Raw genomic sequence first — 15,524 nt, 5'->3', positions numbered from 1 at the left:
ACAGGTAAACATTGTGTGCCAATCATCAATGTTGGAGATTTGTAGGATAATGAACATAACGTTTATAATTGTTTATAATCATTGGGGAGGACTTGATATAAATGACTATAGATCGACGTATTAGAAAATCACAAGTTGCAATGAGAAATGCATTTATTGAACTTTTACATCAACACCAATTAGAAGAGATTACTGTGCAACAAATTGCAGATTTAGCTGATGTTAACCGTAGTACATTTTATACGCATTATTATGATAAATATGATTTGCTTGAAAAATTAGAGGACTAGCAGTTGGAGGAAATAAGAGACTTCATTCATGATGAGAAGTTAAATGGAGCAGTTAAGTTATCCACGGATAACATACATCAAATTATGACCGTTTTAATAGAAATGATAGAAAAAGACATCGCATTTTATCAATTGATGTTTCGTATGGGTAAAGATTCAAATATCCACGAAAAACTTTATGATTTAATTATGTGTCATTTACAACGTTATAAAAATAAAAACGATCAAATTAATGGTATACCATTTTCCTATTTCATGAGTTATGTTTCAGGTGCGGGATTGTCTTTGATAAGACATTGGGTAGAAGATCCAAACCGTATAGACAAAGTTGACTTAATAAGGCATTTTAATACGATTGTCAATCAAGGGCCAGCAACGATAATTAAAAATATATAATAAAATAAGGCAAGCCATGAATCGAGAGTGGCTTGCCTTGCTAAATAACATAAGTTTATTAAATGATATCTTTATCAATAACATTATTGTTGGATTGCAGTATAGTCTTGACCATGTAACATCCAACGAACGCCGTATTTATCGGTAAAGATGCCCATTTTGCCACCCCAGAATTGGTCAGCAAACGGTAATTCGATTTCAATTGAAGAATGATCTTTAATTTGCTCATAGAATGCTTCAACTTTATCAGCATCTTCCTTATTGTTAACATCATAATCAATTAATAATGATATGCCATTATTAATTTTGTCAGCGCGACCAAAAGAATCAGAACATAGCACTTTTACGCCAAGCACTTCAAATTCAGCATGCATAGTTGCTTCTTGCGCTTCTTCCTTAGTCATACCAAAATGTGACGCTTGTTCTTCGCCAACTTCTAAACGTTTAACGTCAGTTGCACCAAATACTTCTTCGTAATATGCAAGGGCTTCTTTTGAATTTTCAAAAGCGATATAAGGGAATAATGCTGTCATGTAAAACACCTCAATGTATTATTTTTATTACTAACACCATGTTACATTAAAAATTGGCAAAAGTATAACTTTTACGATGAATTGAAATCAATCTTTTGTAAAATACACGATAAATTATAAGATGAAATTGATTTAAATAAAGTAAACATATATATAACAAAATATGAAAATGATACAGAGACGTATGTGTTGTTTAGTGTTTTAAAATTCAAGTTTAAAAAATGCTTTTAGATACATAAGGGATTTTCGAAATATAAATGCATTAAAATGAATTTATAACTTTTTTGACTGACATTTAATATGAATCATATATAATAGAAGTTAATGATTAAATGTGGGAGGTTAAATCATGATTAATGCTGAACCTATTATCAGTAAAATGAAAAATCAAAAAATTAATTATGACAAGGTGTTGAAGAAATTAATCGGGCAGTGGGAAAGAGAAGCAATCAGACCTAAAATCTTATTGCATAGTTGTTGTGCACCTTGTAGTACATATACATTAGAGTTTTTAACACAATATGCAGACATTGCAATTTATTTCGCGAATTCAAATATTCATCCGAAAAATGAGTATTTACGACGTGCTAAAGTGCAAGAACAATTTGTGGAAGATTTTAATCGCAAGACTGGTGCGAATGTGAAGTATATTGAAGCACCTTATGAACCGCATAAGTTTGTGAAAATGGTGAAGGATAAAGAATTAGCTGATGAAAAAGAAGGCGGCTTACGTTGTACCGCTTGTTTTGAAATGCGTTTGGATATTGTAGCGAAAGCAGCTGTAGAACATGGCTATGATTATTTTGGCAGTGCAATCACGTTATCACCTAAAAAGAACGCACAATTAATCAATGAACTTGGTATGGATGTCCAAAAAATATACGATGTGAACTATTTGCCAAGTGATTTTAAGAAAAGTAAAGGTTATGAGCGTTCCATAGAAATGTGTAATGACTATAATATCTTTAGGCAGTGTTATTGTGGATGTGTCTTTGCAGCGATGCAACAAGGTATTGATTTTAAAACAGTTAATAAAGAAGCGAAAGCATTTTTAGAACAATATCCAGATTAATCATTGGAAATGAGATAAAAGGCAGGCGCATATACAAGTCATGCCCTATTAAAAATTATCAAATAGAAACCCGAGACTTTAGTGAAATGAATCATACTAAAATCTCGGGTTATTTATATAATCGTAAATATTGTAGCTATAATGAATGACTGGATCCTGAGACATAAAACAATGTCTCACTCTAATTACATCATTTTATGAACAAATCTTATAATTGCTAAAATGACAATGACAAGTGTTGAAATAAGTGAAAACACTTTAAACTTTTTGTAGTCATTTTTCGTTTCATTTTCTCCTGTTTTCATCATTTCACGTAGCTCTTGCTCGATTTCTAAATCAAGATCTGTTTTACGATAACCATTCAACCCTTGACGTTCATCTTCTTCAGGTTGATTTTGTTGCTGTGTGTCTTTGTTGTCAGAAGTCGCTACTGTTTTTTTATTATCTGTTTCTTTAGTCATAACAAACGCCTCCGTTATAAAACGCTATATTTAATGATATGTGATATTTAAGTCATTATTTTGAAAAATGGTGATAAATATGTCTTCTTGAGTTATATCATAATTTTAATAAGACGATTCAGCAAGTTTTAAAGTATTATTTGACTACGTTGGATTAGGCATCTAGTCCTATAATATCACTGACATTGTCAAAATGATGATCTTTTAAGTAACGTGCGATGCCTTTGTTCATTTTTTTAGTTAAACCTGGGCCTTCAATAACAAGTGATGAATAAATTTGAATAAGTGACGCACCGTGACGCATCATTTTGATTGCATCTTCAGTACTGAATACGCCGCCTGTACCTATAATTAAAAATTCACCATTTGTTTGCTGATAAGCATACTTAATCAATTTTAAATTACGTTCAAATAATGGACGACCACTCAAACCGCCTTCTTCGACTTTATTAGCAGAAGTTAAACCATCTCGTTGTCGCGTTGTGTTTGCTAAGATGATACCGTCAAATGTCTCAGTAATCGCTGGTAATAGTGCTTTTAAGCCATCGAAATCCATATCAGACGTTAGTTTTAAGTAAATTGGCACTGTTACATCGTGCTGTTTTTTAAATGTTGTCAAAGCTTGACATAACATTGAAAATTCATCTTTATCATGGAAATTTTGAAGGTTTTCAGTATTTGGAGAACTGATATTGACTGTGAAAAATGAAACGTCGTGTTTAAACGTATCAATGACTTTTATATAATCTTGATAACGCGCTTCATAAGGTGTCATTTTATTCACACCAACATTGATACCAACAGGTACTTGATAAGCATTTTTACGCAAATGACTGAGTGCTTTGTTCATACCAATATTATTGAAGCCCATACGATTTATCAAGGCATCATCTTCTAATAATCTGAACATGCGTGGTTGAGGATTACCCGGTTGAGGTTTAGGTGTGATACCACCTAATTCTAAAGCACCGAATCCAAGGTGTTCCAATGCTTTTGGTACTTCGCAAGATTTGTCGAAACCAGCTGCTAAGCCAATTGGATTGTCGTACGTATTACCTTGTATCGTTTGTGATAACGTTGGATTCTTATAAGTAAATAGTTTATCGACGACAGGGAATAAAACTGGAAATTTTTGTAACGTTTTTAATGCATCGATAGTTAGTCCGTGTGCTTTTTCGGGTTCGATTTTGAATAAGAAAGGTTTAATTAATTTGTACATGAGTATGCTCCTATTTCATTATATTTGAGGCTTACTATCCTCAACTTAATATATGTGAAATATATTCTTTTAATAGACTAGCATTTCCCTACATAATTTCCTAGTTAAAACTAAAAAGTTTTGAAAATTGACGCAAGTACCACAAGTTATTTTGAGATTAAATAATCCTAATTAGGCAATATAATAGTATAAAGTAAGCGTAATGGAAGGTGTTTGTATGAATGAACAATGGTTAGAGCATTTACCTTTAAAAGATATTAAAGAGATTTCACGAGTGAGTGGTGGCGATGTAAACGAAGCATATCGAGTCGAAACGGATACGGATACATTTTTCTTACTTGTCCAACGTGGACGTAAAGAATCATTTTATGCTGCAGAAATTGCAGGTTTAAATGAATTTGAACGTGCAGGTATCACGGCACCTAGAGTAATTGCAAGTGGCGAGGTTAACGGTGATGCGTATTTAGTGATGACGTATTTAGAAGAAGGGGCTTCAGGGAGTCAACGCCAATTAGGGCAACTCGTAGCTCAATTACACAGTCAGCAACAAGAAGAAGGCAAATTTGGCTTCTCATTACCTTATGAAGGTGGTGATATTTCTTTTGATAATCATTGGCAAGACGATTGGTGTACCATTTTTGTCGACAAGCGCATGGACCATTTGAAAGATGAGTTGCTAAATAGAGGGCTATGGGATGCCAACGATATCAAAGTATATGACAAAGTGCGACGTCAAATTGTGGCGGAATTAGAAAAGCATCAAAGTAAACCGTCTTTATTACATGGTGATCTATGGGGTGGTAATTATATGTTCTTACAAGATGGTCGTCCGGCGTTATTTGATCCAGCACCATTATATGGTGACAGAGAATTTGATATCGGTATTACAACGGTATTTGGTGGTTTTACGAGCGAATTTTATGATGCGTATAATAAACATTATCCACTCGCAAAAGGTGCATCCTATAGACTTGAATTTTATCGTTTATATTTATTGATGGTGCATTTATTGAAATTTGGGGAGATGTACCGTGATAGTGTTGCGCATTCTATGGATAAGATTTTACAAGATACAACAGGTTAGTTATTACGTTAGATTAAGATAATAATATGCACAGATATTTTTACAATGAGAAGGCCTTCAGCTGCCTCAATAAAAATATTTGTGCTTTTTTATTGTTAGAAAATAAAATTTTAATCTCTATTGTTAATTTCTATAATGCAAAACAAGATTGAGTCGCAATAAAAGTGATTTTCTAACTTTTTGTTCAATAAAATTCTAGGAATGATACATATTTATTGATACAATAATTTTGAATATAATCACAAAACAATATTTAAGTATTATTGAATGTTTGAATATCATATATTGATACAGTTTCTAATAATTTTAAAATAATTTAAATGGGAAGAGGTGTAAATGATGAGTACAGTTCAAAGTGATATTTTTAAGACCAATAGTGCATCATCATCTATTAAAAGCGCTGTTGAAACATGTAATAATGTGTCGAAACCGGATAAAGATGAAAGTACAACAGTAAGTGGAAATAATAATGCTCATAGTGTGATAGATGATTTGATTAGTAAGAATCAATCTGTTGCTGAAGCAATACGAACTGCGAGCGATAATATACAAAAAGTTGGTGAGGCTTTTGACCAAACTGATGTAATGATTGGTAATGAAATTGGTAAAAATTAAAACGTGGTGAAATGATGTCGAATAAACTTGATGGAATCAATAAAATGATCACAGCGAAACATAAGCAAATGGATGACTTATATGATGAAAAGCAAGAGGTTAAAGCATTGATAGATGAAAGCGATGCGCTTAATCATTCGATAGAACAATTATATCAACATTTAGGTGAGCGTTATTATAGTAGCAATATGGCTAGTCGTATGGAACAGTTCCGCGATGAATTTCATTTTGCGAAACGACGTTCAACGGAAGCGTTATACGAGCAACAACAGCAAATTCAACATGGCATTCGTAAAGCGGAAGAAGAGATGATTGACTTAGAAATGCGAAGGAATATCGAAATCGAGATGGTGACAAAGGAGGAAAATAAATGGAAACAATAGGAAGCATTATTTATTTAAAAGAAGGTTCGCAAAAGTTAATGATTATTAATAGAGGACCAATTGTAGAAATTGAAAATCAAAAGTATATGTTTGACTATTCTGCATGTAAATATCCGATTGGTGTTGTGGAAGATGAAATTTATTATTTTAACGAGGAAAATATAGATTCAGTTATTTTTAAAGGTTACTCTGATCAAGATGAGGTTAGATTTCAAGAGTTGTTTGATAATATGAAACAAAATTTGGATAGTGAAATACAACGTGGAGAAGTTACACCCCAATAAATTTTGTAAAAATATGATTTCTGTCTCACCGCCAAAATGTTATCTCCAAGTACTGAGGCTGGATGACAACCATTGAATGTCTATCGCAATCATTTGAACTAACCGTAGCATCTTTAAGTTTAATAAAAAAGACACATACCAACTTTCGAAATGTAGATGAATTCTCTACAATAGCGGAAGTTTTTCTTTTAATATTGAAATTTCTCAAGGATAGGTCTATACTTTATAAATCGTAATTATTACGATTTATAATCAAAAACAATAACTTGAAATAGATTATTGAGGGAGTGTTAATATGCAACATCATAAAGCGGCTATTATCGGTGCCGGTGCTGCAGGTATAGGTATGGCCATTACCTTAAAAGATTTTGGTATAACAGATGTCATTATTTTAGAAAAAGGAACAGTAGGACATTCATTTAAACATTGGCCGAAATCGACCCGTACGATTACGCCATCATTTACGTCTAATGGATTTGGCATGCCTGATATGAATGCAATTTCCATGGATACTTCACCAGCATTTACATTTAATGAAGAACATATTTCCGGAGAAACATATGCTGAATATTTACAAGTGGTTGCCAACCATTACGAGCTGAATATCTTTGAAAATACAGTTGTCACAAATATATCTGTAGATGATGCATATTATACGATTGCAACGACAACAGAGACATATCACGCGGATTATATCTTTGTCGCAACAGGTGATTATAATTTCCCTAAAAAGCCATTTAAATATGGTATTCATTATAGTGGAATTGAAGACTTTGATAACTTTAATAAAGGGCAATATGTGGTTATCGGAGGTAATGAAAGTGGCTTTGATGCTGCATATCAACTTGCAAAAAATGGCTCTGACATCGCACTTTATACTAGCACAACCGGTTTAAATGATCCGGATGCTGATCCTAGTGTTAGATTGTCACCTTATACACGTCAGCGACTAGGTAATGTCATTAAGCAAGGTGCTCGCATTGAAATGAATGTACATTATACAGTTAAAGATATTGATTTTAAGAATGGACAGTATCATATCAGTTTTGATAGCGGACAAAGTGTGCATACGCCTCATGAACCAATACTAGCAACTGGCTTTGATGCAACAAAAAATCCAATCGTTCAACAATTATTTGTGACAACAAATCAAGATATTAAATTAACAACACATGATGAATCGACACGTTATCCGAATATTTTTATGATTGGTGCAACAGTTGAAAATGATAATGCCAAATTATGCTATATCTATAAATTCAGAGCGCGATTTGCAGTACTTGCACATCTTTTAACACAGCGGGAAGGCTTACCAGCTAAACAAGATGTCATTGAAAATTACCAAAAAAATCAAATGTATTTAGATGATTATTCATGTTGTGAAGTGTCATGCACATGTTAGAAGTGAAATATGATATGAGAACGGGGCATTATACGCCCATACCTAATGAACCTCATTATTTGGTTATTAGTCATGCGGATAAACTTACCGCAACAGAAAAAGCGAAATTAAGATTATTAATCATAAAACAGAAATTAGATATTTCATTGGCAGAAAGTGTAGTTTCTTCGCCTATAGCGAGCGAACATGTGATAGAACAATTGACACTATTTCAACATGAGCGACGACAATTAAGACCTAAAATAAGTGCGACATTTTTAGCCTGGTTGTTGATATTTTTAATGTTTGCATTGCCAATCGGTATCGCTTATCAATTTTCAGATTGGTTTCAAAATCAGTATGTATCAGCATGGATAGAATATTTAACTCAAATAACATTGCTCAATCACGATATATTACAGCATATATTATTTGGTGATTATGGTGTGCTATCACTTGGAACATATTCGCTCGTATGGGCATTGCCGGTTGTAATATTGATTAGTTTATCAACTGCTATAATTGATCAAACAGGATTCAAATCATGGATGATATGGGCAATTGAACCATCAATGTTACGGATAGGATTACAAGGTAATGATATCGTGCCACTATTAGAAGGATTTGGATGTAATGCAGCAGCCATTTCACAAGCAGCACACCAATGCCATACCTGCACGAAGACACAGTGTATGAGTTTAATAAGCTTTGGTAGTTCTTGTAGTTATCAAATAGGTGCGACATTATCTATTTTTAGTGTAGCTGGAAAGTCATGGCTATTTATGCCGTACTTAATATTAGTACTTTTAGGTGGCATCTTACATAATAGGATATGGTTGAAAAAGAATGATCAACAACTTAGCGTTCCGCTACCTCATGATAGGCAATTACATGTGCCAAATATACGTCAAATGTTGCTACAAATGTGGCAAAATATACAAATGTTTATCGTTCAAGCGCTACCTATTTTTATCACAATCTGTCTTATTGTTAGTATTTTATCACTAACGCCAATTTTGAATGTTTTATCACAAATATTTACACCTATATTATCGTTATTAGGCATCTCGTCAGAATTGTCACCAGGGATTTTATTTTCAATGATTCGAAAAGACGGCATGCTCTTGTTTAATTTGCATCAAGGCGCCTTATTACAAGAAATGACAGCAACACAGTTACTACTACTTGTGTTTTTTAGTTCAACATTTACAGCGTGCTCGGTCACAATGACAATGCTTTTGAAACATTTAGGTGGTCAGTCAGCACTAAAATTAATTGGAAAGCAAATGGTGACATCATTGTCTTTAGTTATTGGTGTAGGCATCATTGTTAAAATAGTAATGTTGATTATTTAAAAAAGAAATGAACTATAACTGAATATAGAGTCATGTCAGTAAATAGGAAAGCTATCTTGGAATATTCTATGCATATGAAGTATAAGAGGAGAGTCGCAGATGAAAATAGTTATTGTAGGTGGGTTTTTAGGTGGCGGTAAAACGACTGTCTTAAATCATTTGCTCGCTGAATCATTAAAGGAGTCGCTGAAACCGGCAGTTATCATGAATGAATTTGGCAAAATGAGTGTTGATGGTGCCTTAGTATCTGAAGACATACCTTTAAGTGAACTGACAGAGGGGTGTATCTGTTGTGCAATGAAAGCAGATGTATCAGAACAGTTACATCAATTATATTTAAAAGAGCAACCAGACATTGTATTTATTGAATGTAGTGGGATTGCAGAACCGGTCTCTGTCTTAGATGCTTGTTTAACGCCTATTTTAGCTCCGTTTACAACAATTACACATATAATTGGTGTAATAGACGCAAGCATGTATAAACACATTAAATCATTCCCTAAAGACATCCAAGGCTTATTTTATGAGCAATTAGCATATTGTTCTGTCTTATTTGTTAATAAAATAGATTCAGCAGATGTTGAAACGACGAGCAAACTATTGAAAGATTTAGAAGTTATTAACCCAGAGGCCGATATACAAGTTGGTATGCATGGCAGCGTCACTTTGCCAATATCAGTTAGACAAATGACAGCAACTTCTGACAATAAACATAAGTCGTTACATCAAATGATTAATCATCAATTTGTGCAATCACCAGTCAAATGTACTAAAGCACAGTTTATAAAACGTTTAGCATGCCTTCCGTCTCATATTTATAGGTTGAAAGGGTTTATGACATTTAAAGACACTACACATACGTATCTCATTCAATTTACACAAGGACAATATGAATTAACACCTGTAGCATTTTCAAAAAAAGTGCCAGAATATTTGGTGCTTATCGGAAAGGGTATTTCAAAAGAAGACTATCAATGTTTGGAACAGTAGTGTTTTCAGTGGAAGAGAATGGTTAACATGCCTTCATGTATAATAACGAGTTGATTTGAACGTTTAAACGTAAACAAAAAAAGCTTGGTCAGCCATCAAATATAATTTGAAAACTGTCCAAGCTGTTTTATTAGAGAACGATAGATTAACCCCACATATTTAATAATACGTCAGCAAAGCCTTCAGGTTTTTGAATATAACCTAAGTGACCGCCTGGAATATCTACAATAGGTATGTCAGTTTCTTTGTTTATATAAAAGTTGACATCTTGTGGGAAGGATCCTCTAGAATCTGTCCCATTTAGTAGGGTGATTTTATCGCTGTATTTTGTGAAATCATCCAAAGTAATATCTGAATGCGTATATTGTCTAATTTCAAATTCTGACCAGAACATCGTACGTTTGTACTGTTCTATACGTCCTTCTTCAGTATCAGCAGGTTGAGACATCATTTTTGCATCAATTGGTGCGATATTTAATGTTTCACCAAATGTTTTCATGCCTTTTTCTAAGCCTTCTGTTAAAATTTGATGCACAATGTCATCATTTTTATCTTTCCAATAAGTACTGTCTGGTAAAAATGTATTAATTGGTGGTTCATGAAATGCAATCTTTTTAACGACTTCAGGGTAATCTTTTAACACATGCATCGCAACGATTGAACCTGAACTTGAACCTAATATATAGACAGGTTCATCACTTAATGACTTTGCAAGTTCGGCAATGTCCTGTGCGTCGCGTTTGACACGATAATCACTGTCAGGGTTAGAAGCGGAATCAGGGAGTGGTTCAGTTAACTCGCTTTCTCCATAATCACGACGATCAACGGCTACAACAGTAAAATGGTCTTTTAACTGTTCTGCAAGAGGCAGAAAAATGTCTCCGGTACCGTTTGCACCAGGAATAAAGATGAGCACGGGTCCTTGTCCGACTTGGTGGTATCGTAATTTAGCGCCTTGTAATTCTAAAGTTTCCATATTCAATGACCTCCATTTGTTAATTGTTAGATGATAAACCTAATAATTTAGCACCATTTGTATAACTTATTTTCTCTTTTTCTTCATCTGTTAAACCCAGTTCATCTAAAAATACGCCTAATTTTTCAGGCTCAATATATGGATAATCAGCAGCATAAAGAATTCTATCAATACCTACTTCTTTCTTGACTAAATCAAACTGTGGCTTCGTTAACATGCCACTTGGTGTGATATAAAAATTATTTTTAAAGTAATAGCTTACAGGGTGGTTCAAATGTTCAGCGAATAAAGCTTCATCCATACGTTCTAAGAAGAATGGGATAAACTCACCCCAATGTCCTATAATCATATTTAACTTTGGATAACGATCAAAAATGCCAGATAATACTAGATGTATTGCATGAATTCCGACATCAATGTGCCAACCATAACCAAAACAAGCAAATGTTGCCGCGGTTACTTCAGGATAATTTCCTTTATAGTATGATTGATAAATGTCACTGTTAACTGGCGCGGGATGTAGATAAATTGGTACGCCTAAATTTTCAGCTGTTTTGAAAATAATGTCATATTTGTCTTGATCAAGAAAACCATCTTGTGCACGTCCCATAATGAGCGCACCTTTGAATCCTAAATCATTGATGCAACGTTCGAATTCTCGCGCTGCCGCTTCAGGCTCATTGATAGGTAAAGTTGCAAATCCTACAAAGCGATTGGGATATTGTGCAATATAGTTTGCCAATTGATCATTTGCTTTTTGGCATAATTCAATGGCTTTCTGACCAACTAAATTTGAAGGAGACCCATTTCCATAAGATAAGACTTGAATTTGAACGTCTTGATTATTCATAAATTGGATACGTTCATCATGATGTGATAATTCGTCGGCATTTGTAAAACCTGTCTTTTTTTCAAGGCCTTCTAACATTACTTTCATCGGTACACCTTTAGGATCTGCTGATATCGCATTCATCGTTTCTTTTTGAATATCTTCAATGACATAATGTTCTTCAAACGTAATACTTTTCATTTAATTCGCCTCCATATTGTATTGCATCTATTGCAGAAGCATTTTTTATATACCTCTAATTTCAATGTTTGTAACATAAAATTGATCTACCAAGGCATTTCTCCATCGCCATTAATAAATGTACCTGTTGTGCCATCTGCACCAATCGTTGCTAATTGAATGATTGGCTTGATTCCTTCAGAAACGTGTTTGGAATTATTACTAAAATCACCAACTAAATCAGTGTTTGTAGCACCTGGATCAGCAGCATTGATTTGCATGTTTGGTAATCCTTTAGCGTATTGTAATGTTAGCATTGTTACTGCCGATTTAGACGAACAATAAGCTAATGAATTCACTTTAGATTCAGCTGTTTCGGGGTTTGTAACCATTCCAAATGAACCTAAACCACTTGATACGTTGACGACAACAGGTTGTTCAGATTTTTCTAAGAGAGGGACGAATGTGTTCATCATTCGAACGATACCAAATACATTCGTTTGATATACTTCTTCAACGTCACGAGGTGTCAATTTGGAAGGTGTTGAAAATTGACCAGATATACCTGCATTGTTAATGAGGATATCAAGACGACCTTCTTTTTCAGCAATCATGTTATAAGCATTTTTGACAGAGTAGTCACTTGTAACATCTAACTGTACATAATGAATACCTAATTTTTGTGATGCTTGTTGTCCTCTTACGTCATTACGAGAACCTATATAAACTTTGTAACCCAATGCTTTAAGTGCCTCTGTACTTGCATAGCCTAACCCTTTATTGCCTCCTGTGATTAACACAATTTTAGTCATTACGTTCCACCTCATCTAAATAAATGTTTAATAAATAATTTCTGTACGCTTCAATTGAAATATGGCGATGTTCTATTTGGAAGGCAAATACACTAGTTGATAATGATTGCAACAGCATATCAGTTTTGAACTTTGTGAAAATGTCATCATCGCTTTTAAATAAATCGTAATAAAAATCAAATAATTCTTGATAAAATGCGCTTTGGTAAAAACGTAATTTATTGTTGCCAGCTTCAATACAATGAAGAAGTGTTTTATTATCGATTTTAAATTGTAAAAGATAATCTAAAGATACTTTCATAACCTCATAATTAGAATGATAGTCATCCTTAATTTGTTTAAATCGAGTTATAAAAGTATTAAGATCTCTTTGTATGACGTAGAAGCATAAATCGCTTTTATCTTTAAAATGTCGATATAGTGTCCCCATACCGATACCTAGTTCTTTAGCAATACGATTCATACTAATGTTTTCAACGCCTTCTTCATCAAAAAGTTTGTGCGCTATTTCTTCAATTCGTTGCCTATTCTCTATGGCATCCTTTCGCATTATTCCACCTACTTATAGTTCTCTAAAATTGACAAACGGATAACTCTCCGTTTATTATAAAGCGTGTTAAGAAAGTTAGCAATGAATTTGCAATAACTATTAAATATCATAAAAGAAAAGAGTGTTGCGTATGTCTTTAAATAAAGAGCAAAGACGTATTACAGCTGAAGAATTGCAAGCACATTTTGAAGAATCTACCTTATCGGTTCAAATGATTGCTGAAAAACTGAATGTCACTACAGAAGATGTGGAAAAAGTGTTAGCTATGAAAGCGCCACTAGGCATTTTTAGTCATCAATTACAACGATTTATTCATTTAGTATGGGATGTCAGAGATGTAATAAACGACAATATTAAAGGAAATGGACAAACACCAGAACCATATACGTATTTAAAAGGTGAAAAAGAGGACTATTGGTTTTTAAGATAAAAAGAGGAGTGGATCTAAAATGAAAGATATTTTAGTAATAGGCGCAACAGGGAAGCAAGGTAATGCAGTTGTAAAACAGTTGTTAGAGGATGGATGGTATGTAAGTGCATTAACTAGAAATAAGAATAACCGTAAACTTTCAGACTTAGGACATCCGCATTTATCAATCGTTGAAGGTGATCTGAGTGATAATGTTAGTTTGCAATCAGCGATGAAAGGGAAGTATGGCTTATACAGTATTCAGCCAATCGTTAAAGATGATGTTAACGAAGAATTAAGACAAGGTATGAAGATAATTGAAATAGCTGAGCAAGAAAATATTCAACATATCGTGTATAGTACTGCGGGAGGGGTTAATCGAAATCGAACTGGCCCACACTTTGAAGTACTAGCAAAAATAGAAAATAGATTAATGGAATCTAATATAAATGCAACAATTATCAAACCATCATTCTTTATGGATAATTTTTTATGCATTGCTAAAGTCGAAGATGAACGTATTACATTACCAGAATTTATTAATCCGAATATAAAATTCACAATGATTTCTTCTATTGATATAGCTAAAATTGCATCGTATATTTTTGCACATCCACAAAGCTTTACGCATCAATCAATAGAGATTGGTTCCGATGAAGTTACATTAAGTGAAGCAGCAACAATTTTTAGTGAAGTGACAGGTAAATCGACTGTTATAGAAGGAGAATTTGTTAGTGGTGTTGCAGAAAAGCAATGGTTGGAAGAAAAAGGTTATGAAGTAGACTTTGAATTAATGGCTGAAATAAATCCAACAAGATTATCATTAAGTGATTGGCTTAAAGTCCAAGACTATAATAAGTAATGAATGGGGGGCAATCATGATTCAATCAATGTGGTTTAATTTGCATGTGCAAGATTTAGAAAAGAGCGCACAGTTTTATAAAGCGTTAGGATTTAAAATAAATAGAAACCCACAAATGTTAGATAAAATGGTCGGCATTCAAATAGGTCAAACAACCGTAATTTTAATAGAAAACAAGCATTTTCAAAATGTAAGTCAGCAAAGCCTTAACACTGAACCAAATGAAGTGATGATTTCTCTAGGTGTGAACACAAATGAAGAAGTTGACCAGTTGGTGAATAAAGTGAAAGAAGCGGGTGGCACAGTCGTTCAAGAACCAACAGTAAGCCAAGGGTTTTATGGTGCAATGTTCAAAGATCTTGATGGACACCATTTTAATTTTTTGGTCTGCTAAAATGAAATTCTCAAAAGAATAAATAAAAAGCCCATACAGAGATGGAGCGTAATGAGCACATGTCATAAGAGACGTGGTGCGATACATTAGTGTCTTCAATCAGTATGGGCTTTGTTTATGAGGTCAGTTGGCACCTTAAGTGCAATACCTCGTGAGCAAATATTAATTTTGAATATAACCGTATTGTTGGCGAAGATCATAAACTTTATCTGGTGTGACATCCTGACCGATTGGATCAACCACTTTTATTGTGGAAAATGTTGTTAATACTTGTCCTCGGATCATGCTTAAGTAGTCTTGGCGCAATGCATGTTGTTCTTGTTTTTCAGCTACAGTAAGTGGTTGTACTTTTTCTTTATTTGCAAGTTCATTAATTCTATCTAAAATTTTCATCTTGTCATATCCTCCTTAGAATCAAGTGTTGATATATTTTGAGATTATTTCTATAA

The 15,524-nt window shown here is 33.6% G+C and carries 19 protein-coding genes and 2 pseudogenes; 13 read left to right on the top strand and 8 right to left on the bottom strand.

Annotated elements, in window-relative coordinates; genetic code table 11:
• The first annotated feature begins 15 nt into the window (after positions 1-15).
• A pseudogene (locus IDG45_RS01890) lies at positions 16-124 on the top strand (hypothetical protein).
• A pseudogene (locus IDG45_RS01885) lies at positions 102-686 on the top strand (TetR/AcrR family transcriptional regulator). Before IDG45_RS01890 ends, IDG45_RS01885 begins: the two co-directional pseudogenes overlap by 23 nt.
• 83 nt (positions 687-769) lie before the next feature.
• Here the strand turns inward: IDG45_RS01885 and IDG45_RS01880 are convergent.
• Positions 770-1,219: a VOC family protein gene (locus tag IDG45_RS01880; protein ID WP_000125707.1), complete on the bottom strand. Its 450-nt coding sequence runs from the start codon at positions 1,217-1,219 to the stop codon at positions 770-772.
• Positions 1,220-1,568: 349 nt separating this feature from the next.
• Between IDG45_RS01880 and IDG45_RS01875 the strand changes: the two genes are divergently transcribed.
• Positions 1,569-2,291 (top strand): epoxyqueuosine reductase QueH, encoded by a 723-nt coding sequence (locus IDG45_RS01875; protein ID WP_000606210.1) that lies wholly within the window; start codon positions 1,569-1,571, stop codon positions 2,289-2,291.
• A gap of 185 nt (positions 2,292-2,476) precedes the next feature.
• Here the strand turns inward: IDG45_RS01875 and IDG45_RS01870 are convergent, their stop codons facing one another.
• Positions 2,477-2,752 carry a hypothetical protein gene (locus IDG45_RS01870; protein WP_000159837.1) on the bottom strand — a complete coding sequence of 92 codons (276 nt, stop codon included), beginning with the start codon at positions 2,750-2,752 and terminating at the stop codon, positions 2,477-2,479.
• A 154-nt stretch (positions 2,753-2,906) separates the two neighbouring features.
• Positions 2,907-3,971, bottom strand: a complete 1,065-nt coding sequence (locus IDG45_RS01865) for a quinone-dependent dihydroorotate dehydrogenase (RefSeq protein WP_000277419.1) — start codon at positions 3,969-3,971, stop codon at positions 2,907-2,909.
• Between the two features lie 217 nt (positions 3,972-4,188).
• On the opposite strand from IDG45_RS01865, the gene IDG45_RS01860 reads away from it, so the two are divergent.
• From IDG45_RS01860 to IDG45_RS01830, 7 genes are all read left to right on the top strand, one after another.
• Positions 4,189-5,055 carry a fructosamine kinase family protein gene (locus IDG45_RS01860; RefSeq protein WP_001005526.1) on the top strand — a complete coding sequence of 289 codons (867 nt, stop codon included), beginning with the start codon at positions 4,189-4,191 and terminating at the stop codon, positions 5,053-5,055.
• Positions 5,056-5,391: 336 nt separating this feature from the next.
• Positions 5,392-5,670 (top strand): TIGR04197 family type VII secretion effector, encoded by a 279-nt coding sequence (locus tag IDG45_RS01855; RefSeq protein ID WP_000987947.1) that lies wholly within the window; start codon positions 5,392-5,394, stop codon positions 5,668-5,670.
• Positions 5,671-5,684: 14 nt separating this feature from the next.
• Complete coding sequence (locus IDG45_RS01850; RefSeq protein WP_000066364.1) at positions 5,685-6,053, top strand: hypothetical protein; 369 nt, start codon at positions 5,685-5,687, stop codon at positions 6,051-6,053.
• A complete protein-coding gene (locus IDG45_RS01845) occupies positions 6,041-6,337 on the top strand; it encodes a DUF4176 domain-containing protein (RefSeq protein ID WP_000447706.1) in 297 nt (98 codons plus the stop codon). Before IDG45_RS01850 ends, IDG45_RS01845 begins: the two co-directional genes overlap by 13 nt.
• 295 nt (positions 6,338-6,632) lie before the next feature.
• Positions 6,633-7,739 carry an NAD(P)/FAD-dependent oxidoreductase gene (locus tag IDG45_RS01840; protein ID WP_001163731.1) on the top strand — a complete coding sequence of 369 codons (1,107 nt, stop codon included), beginning with the start codon at positions 6,633-6,635 and terminating at the stop codon, positions 7,737-7,739.
• Entirely contained in the window at positions 7,733-9,073 is a 1,341-nt protein-coding gene (locus tag IDG45_RS01835) for a nucleoside recognition domain-containing protein (RefSeq protein WP_000895206.1), read from the top strand. Before IDG45_RS01840 ends, IDG45_RS01835 begins: the two co-directional genes overlap by 7 nt.
• 99 nt (positions 9,074-9,172) lie before the next feature.
• Positions 9,173-10,063, top strand: coding sequence for a CobW family GTP-binding protein (locus tag IDG45_RS01830; protein ID WP_000706603.1), 891 nt, complete (start codon positions 9,173-9,175; stop codon positions 10,061-10,063).
• Positions 10,064-10,208: 145 nt separating this feature from the next.
• Here the strand turns inward: IDG45_RS01830 and IDG45_RS01825 are convergent, their stop codons facing one another.
• The 4 genes from IDG45_RS01825 to IDG45_RS01810 all read right to left on the bottom strand — a co-directional run bounded on the left by IDG45_RS01825 (position 10,209) and on the right by IDG45_RS01810 (position 13,410).
• Positions 10,209-11,039 carry an alpha/beta hydrolase gene (locus IDG45_RS01825; protein WP_000448904.1) on the bottom strand — a complete coding sequence of 277 codons (831 nt, stop codon included), beginning with the start codon at positions 11,037-11,039 and terminating at the stop codon, positions 10,209-10,211.
• A 19-nt stretch (positions 11,040-11,058) separates the two neighbouring features.
• Positions 11,059-12,069 (bottom strand): amidohydrolase family protein, encoded by a 1,011-nt coding sequence (locus IDG45_RS01820; RefSeq protein WP_000836425.1) that lies wholly within the window; start codon positions 12,067-12,069, stop codon positions 11,059-11,061.
• An 86-nt stretch (positions 12,070-12,155) separates the two neighbouring features.
• Positions 12,156-12,860, bottom strand: coding sequence for an SDR family NAD(P)-dependent oxidoreductase (locus tag IDG45_RS01815; protein WP_206171533.1), 705 nt, complete (start codon positions 12,858-12,860; stop codon positions 12,156-12,158).
• Positions 12,853-13,410: a TetR/AcrR family transcriptional regulator gene (locus IDG45_RS01810; protein WP_001224178.1), complete on the bottom strand. Its 558-nt coding sequence runs from the start codon at positions 13,408-13,410 to the stop codon at positions 12,853-12,855. The genes IDG45_RS01815 and IDG45_RS01810 overlap by 8 nt, the downstream gene beginning before the upstream one ends.
• 130 nt (positions 13,411-13,540) lie before the next feature.
• On the opposite strand from IDG45_RS01810, the gene IDG45_RS01805 reads away from it, so the two are divergent.
• The 3 genes from IDG45_RS01805 to IDG45_RS01795 are packed head-to-tail and all read left to right on the top strand — an operon-like array spanning position 13,541 to position 15,075.
• Positions 13,541-13,840: a DUF2316 family protein gene (locus IDG45_RS01805; protein ID WP_000055855.1), complete on the top strand. Its 300-nt coding sequence runs from the start codon at positions 13,541-13,543 to the stop codon at positions 13,838-13,840.
• A gap of 19 nt (positions 13,841-13,859) precedes the next feature.
• A complete protein-coding gene (locus IDG45_RS01800; protein WP_042907895.1) occupies positions 13,860-14,681 on the top strand; it encodes an NmrA/HSCARG family protein in 822 nt (273 codons plus the stop codon).
• A 16-nt stretch (positions 14,682-14,697) separates the two neighbouring features.
• Positions 14,698-15,075, top strand: a complete 378-nt coding sequence (locus tag IDG45_RS01795; protein WP_000616227.1) for a VOC family protein — start codon at positions 14,698-14,700, stop codon at positions 15,073-15,075.
• A 162-nt stretch (positions 15,076-15,237) separates the two neighbouring features.
• Here IDG45_RS01795 and IDG45_RS01790 read toward each other — a convergent pair whose 3' ends face one another.
• Positions 15,238-15,468: a DUF896 domain-containing protein gene (locus tag IDG45_RS01790; protein WP_000697134.1), complete on the bottom strand. Its 231-nt coding sequence runs from the start codon at positions 15,466-15,468 to the stop codon at positions 15,238-15,240.
• Between the last annotated feature and the right edge of the window lie 56 nt (positions 15,469-15,524).

Origin of the sequence: Staphylococcus sp. EG-SA-10 (genome assembly GCF_017151945.1) — a bacterium.
GTDB lineage: Bacteria > Bacillota > Bacilli > Staphylococcales > Staphylococcaceae > Staphylococcus > Staphylococcus aureus.
Note: the sequence above shows the minus strand (reverse complement) of the source record. Positions and strands in the feature narration are given on the sequence as shown.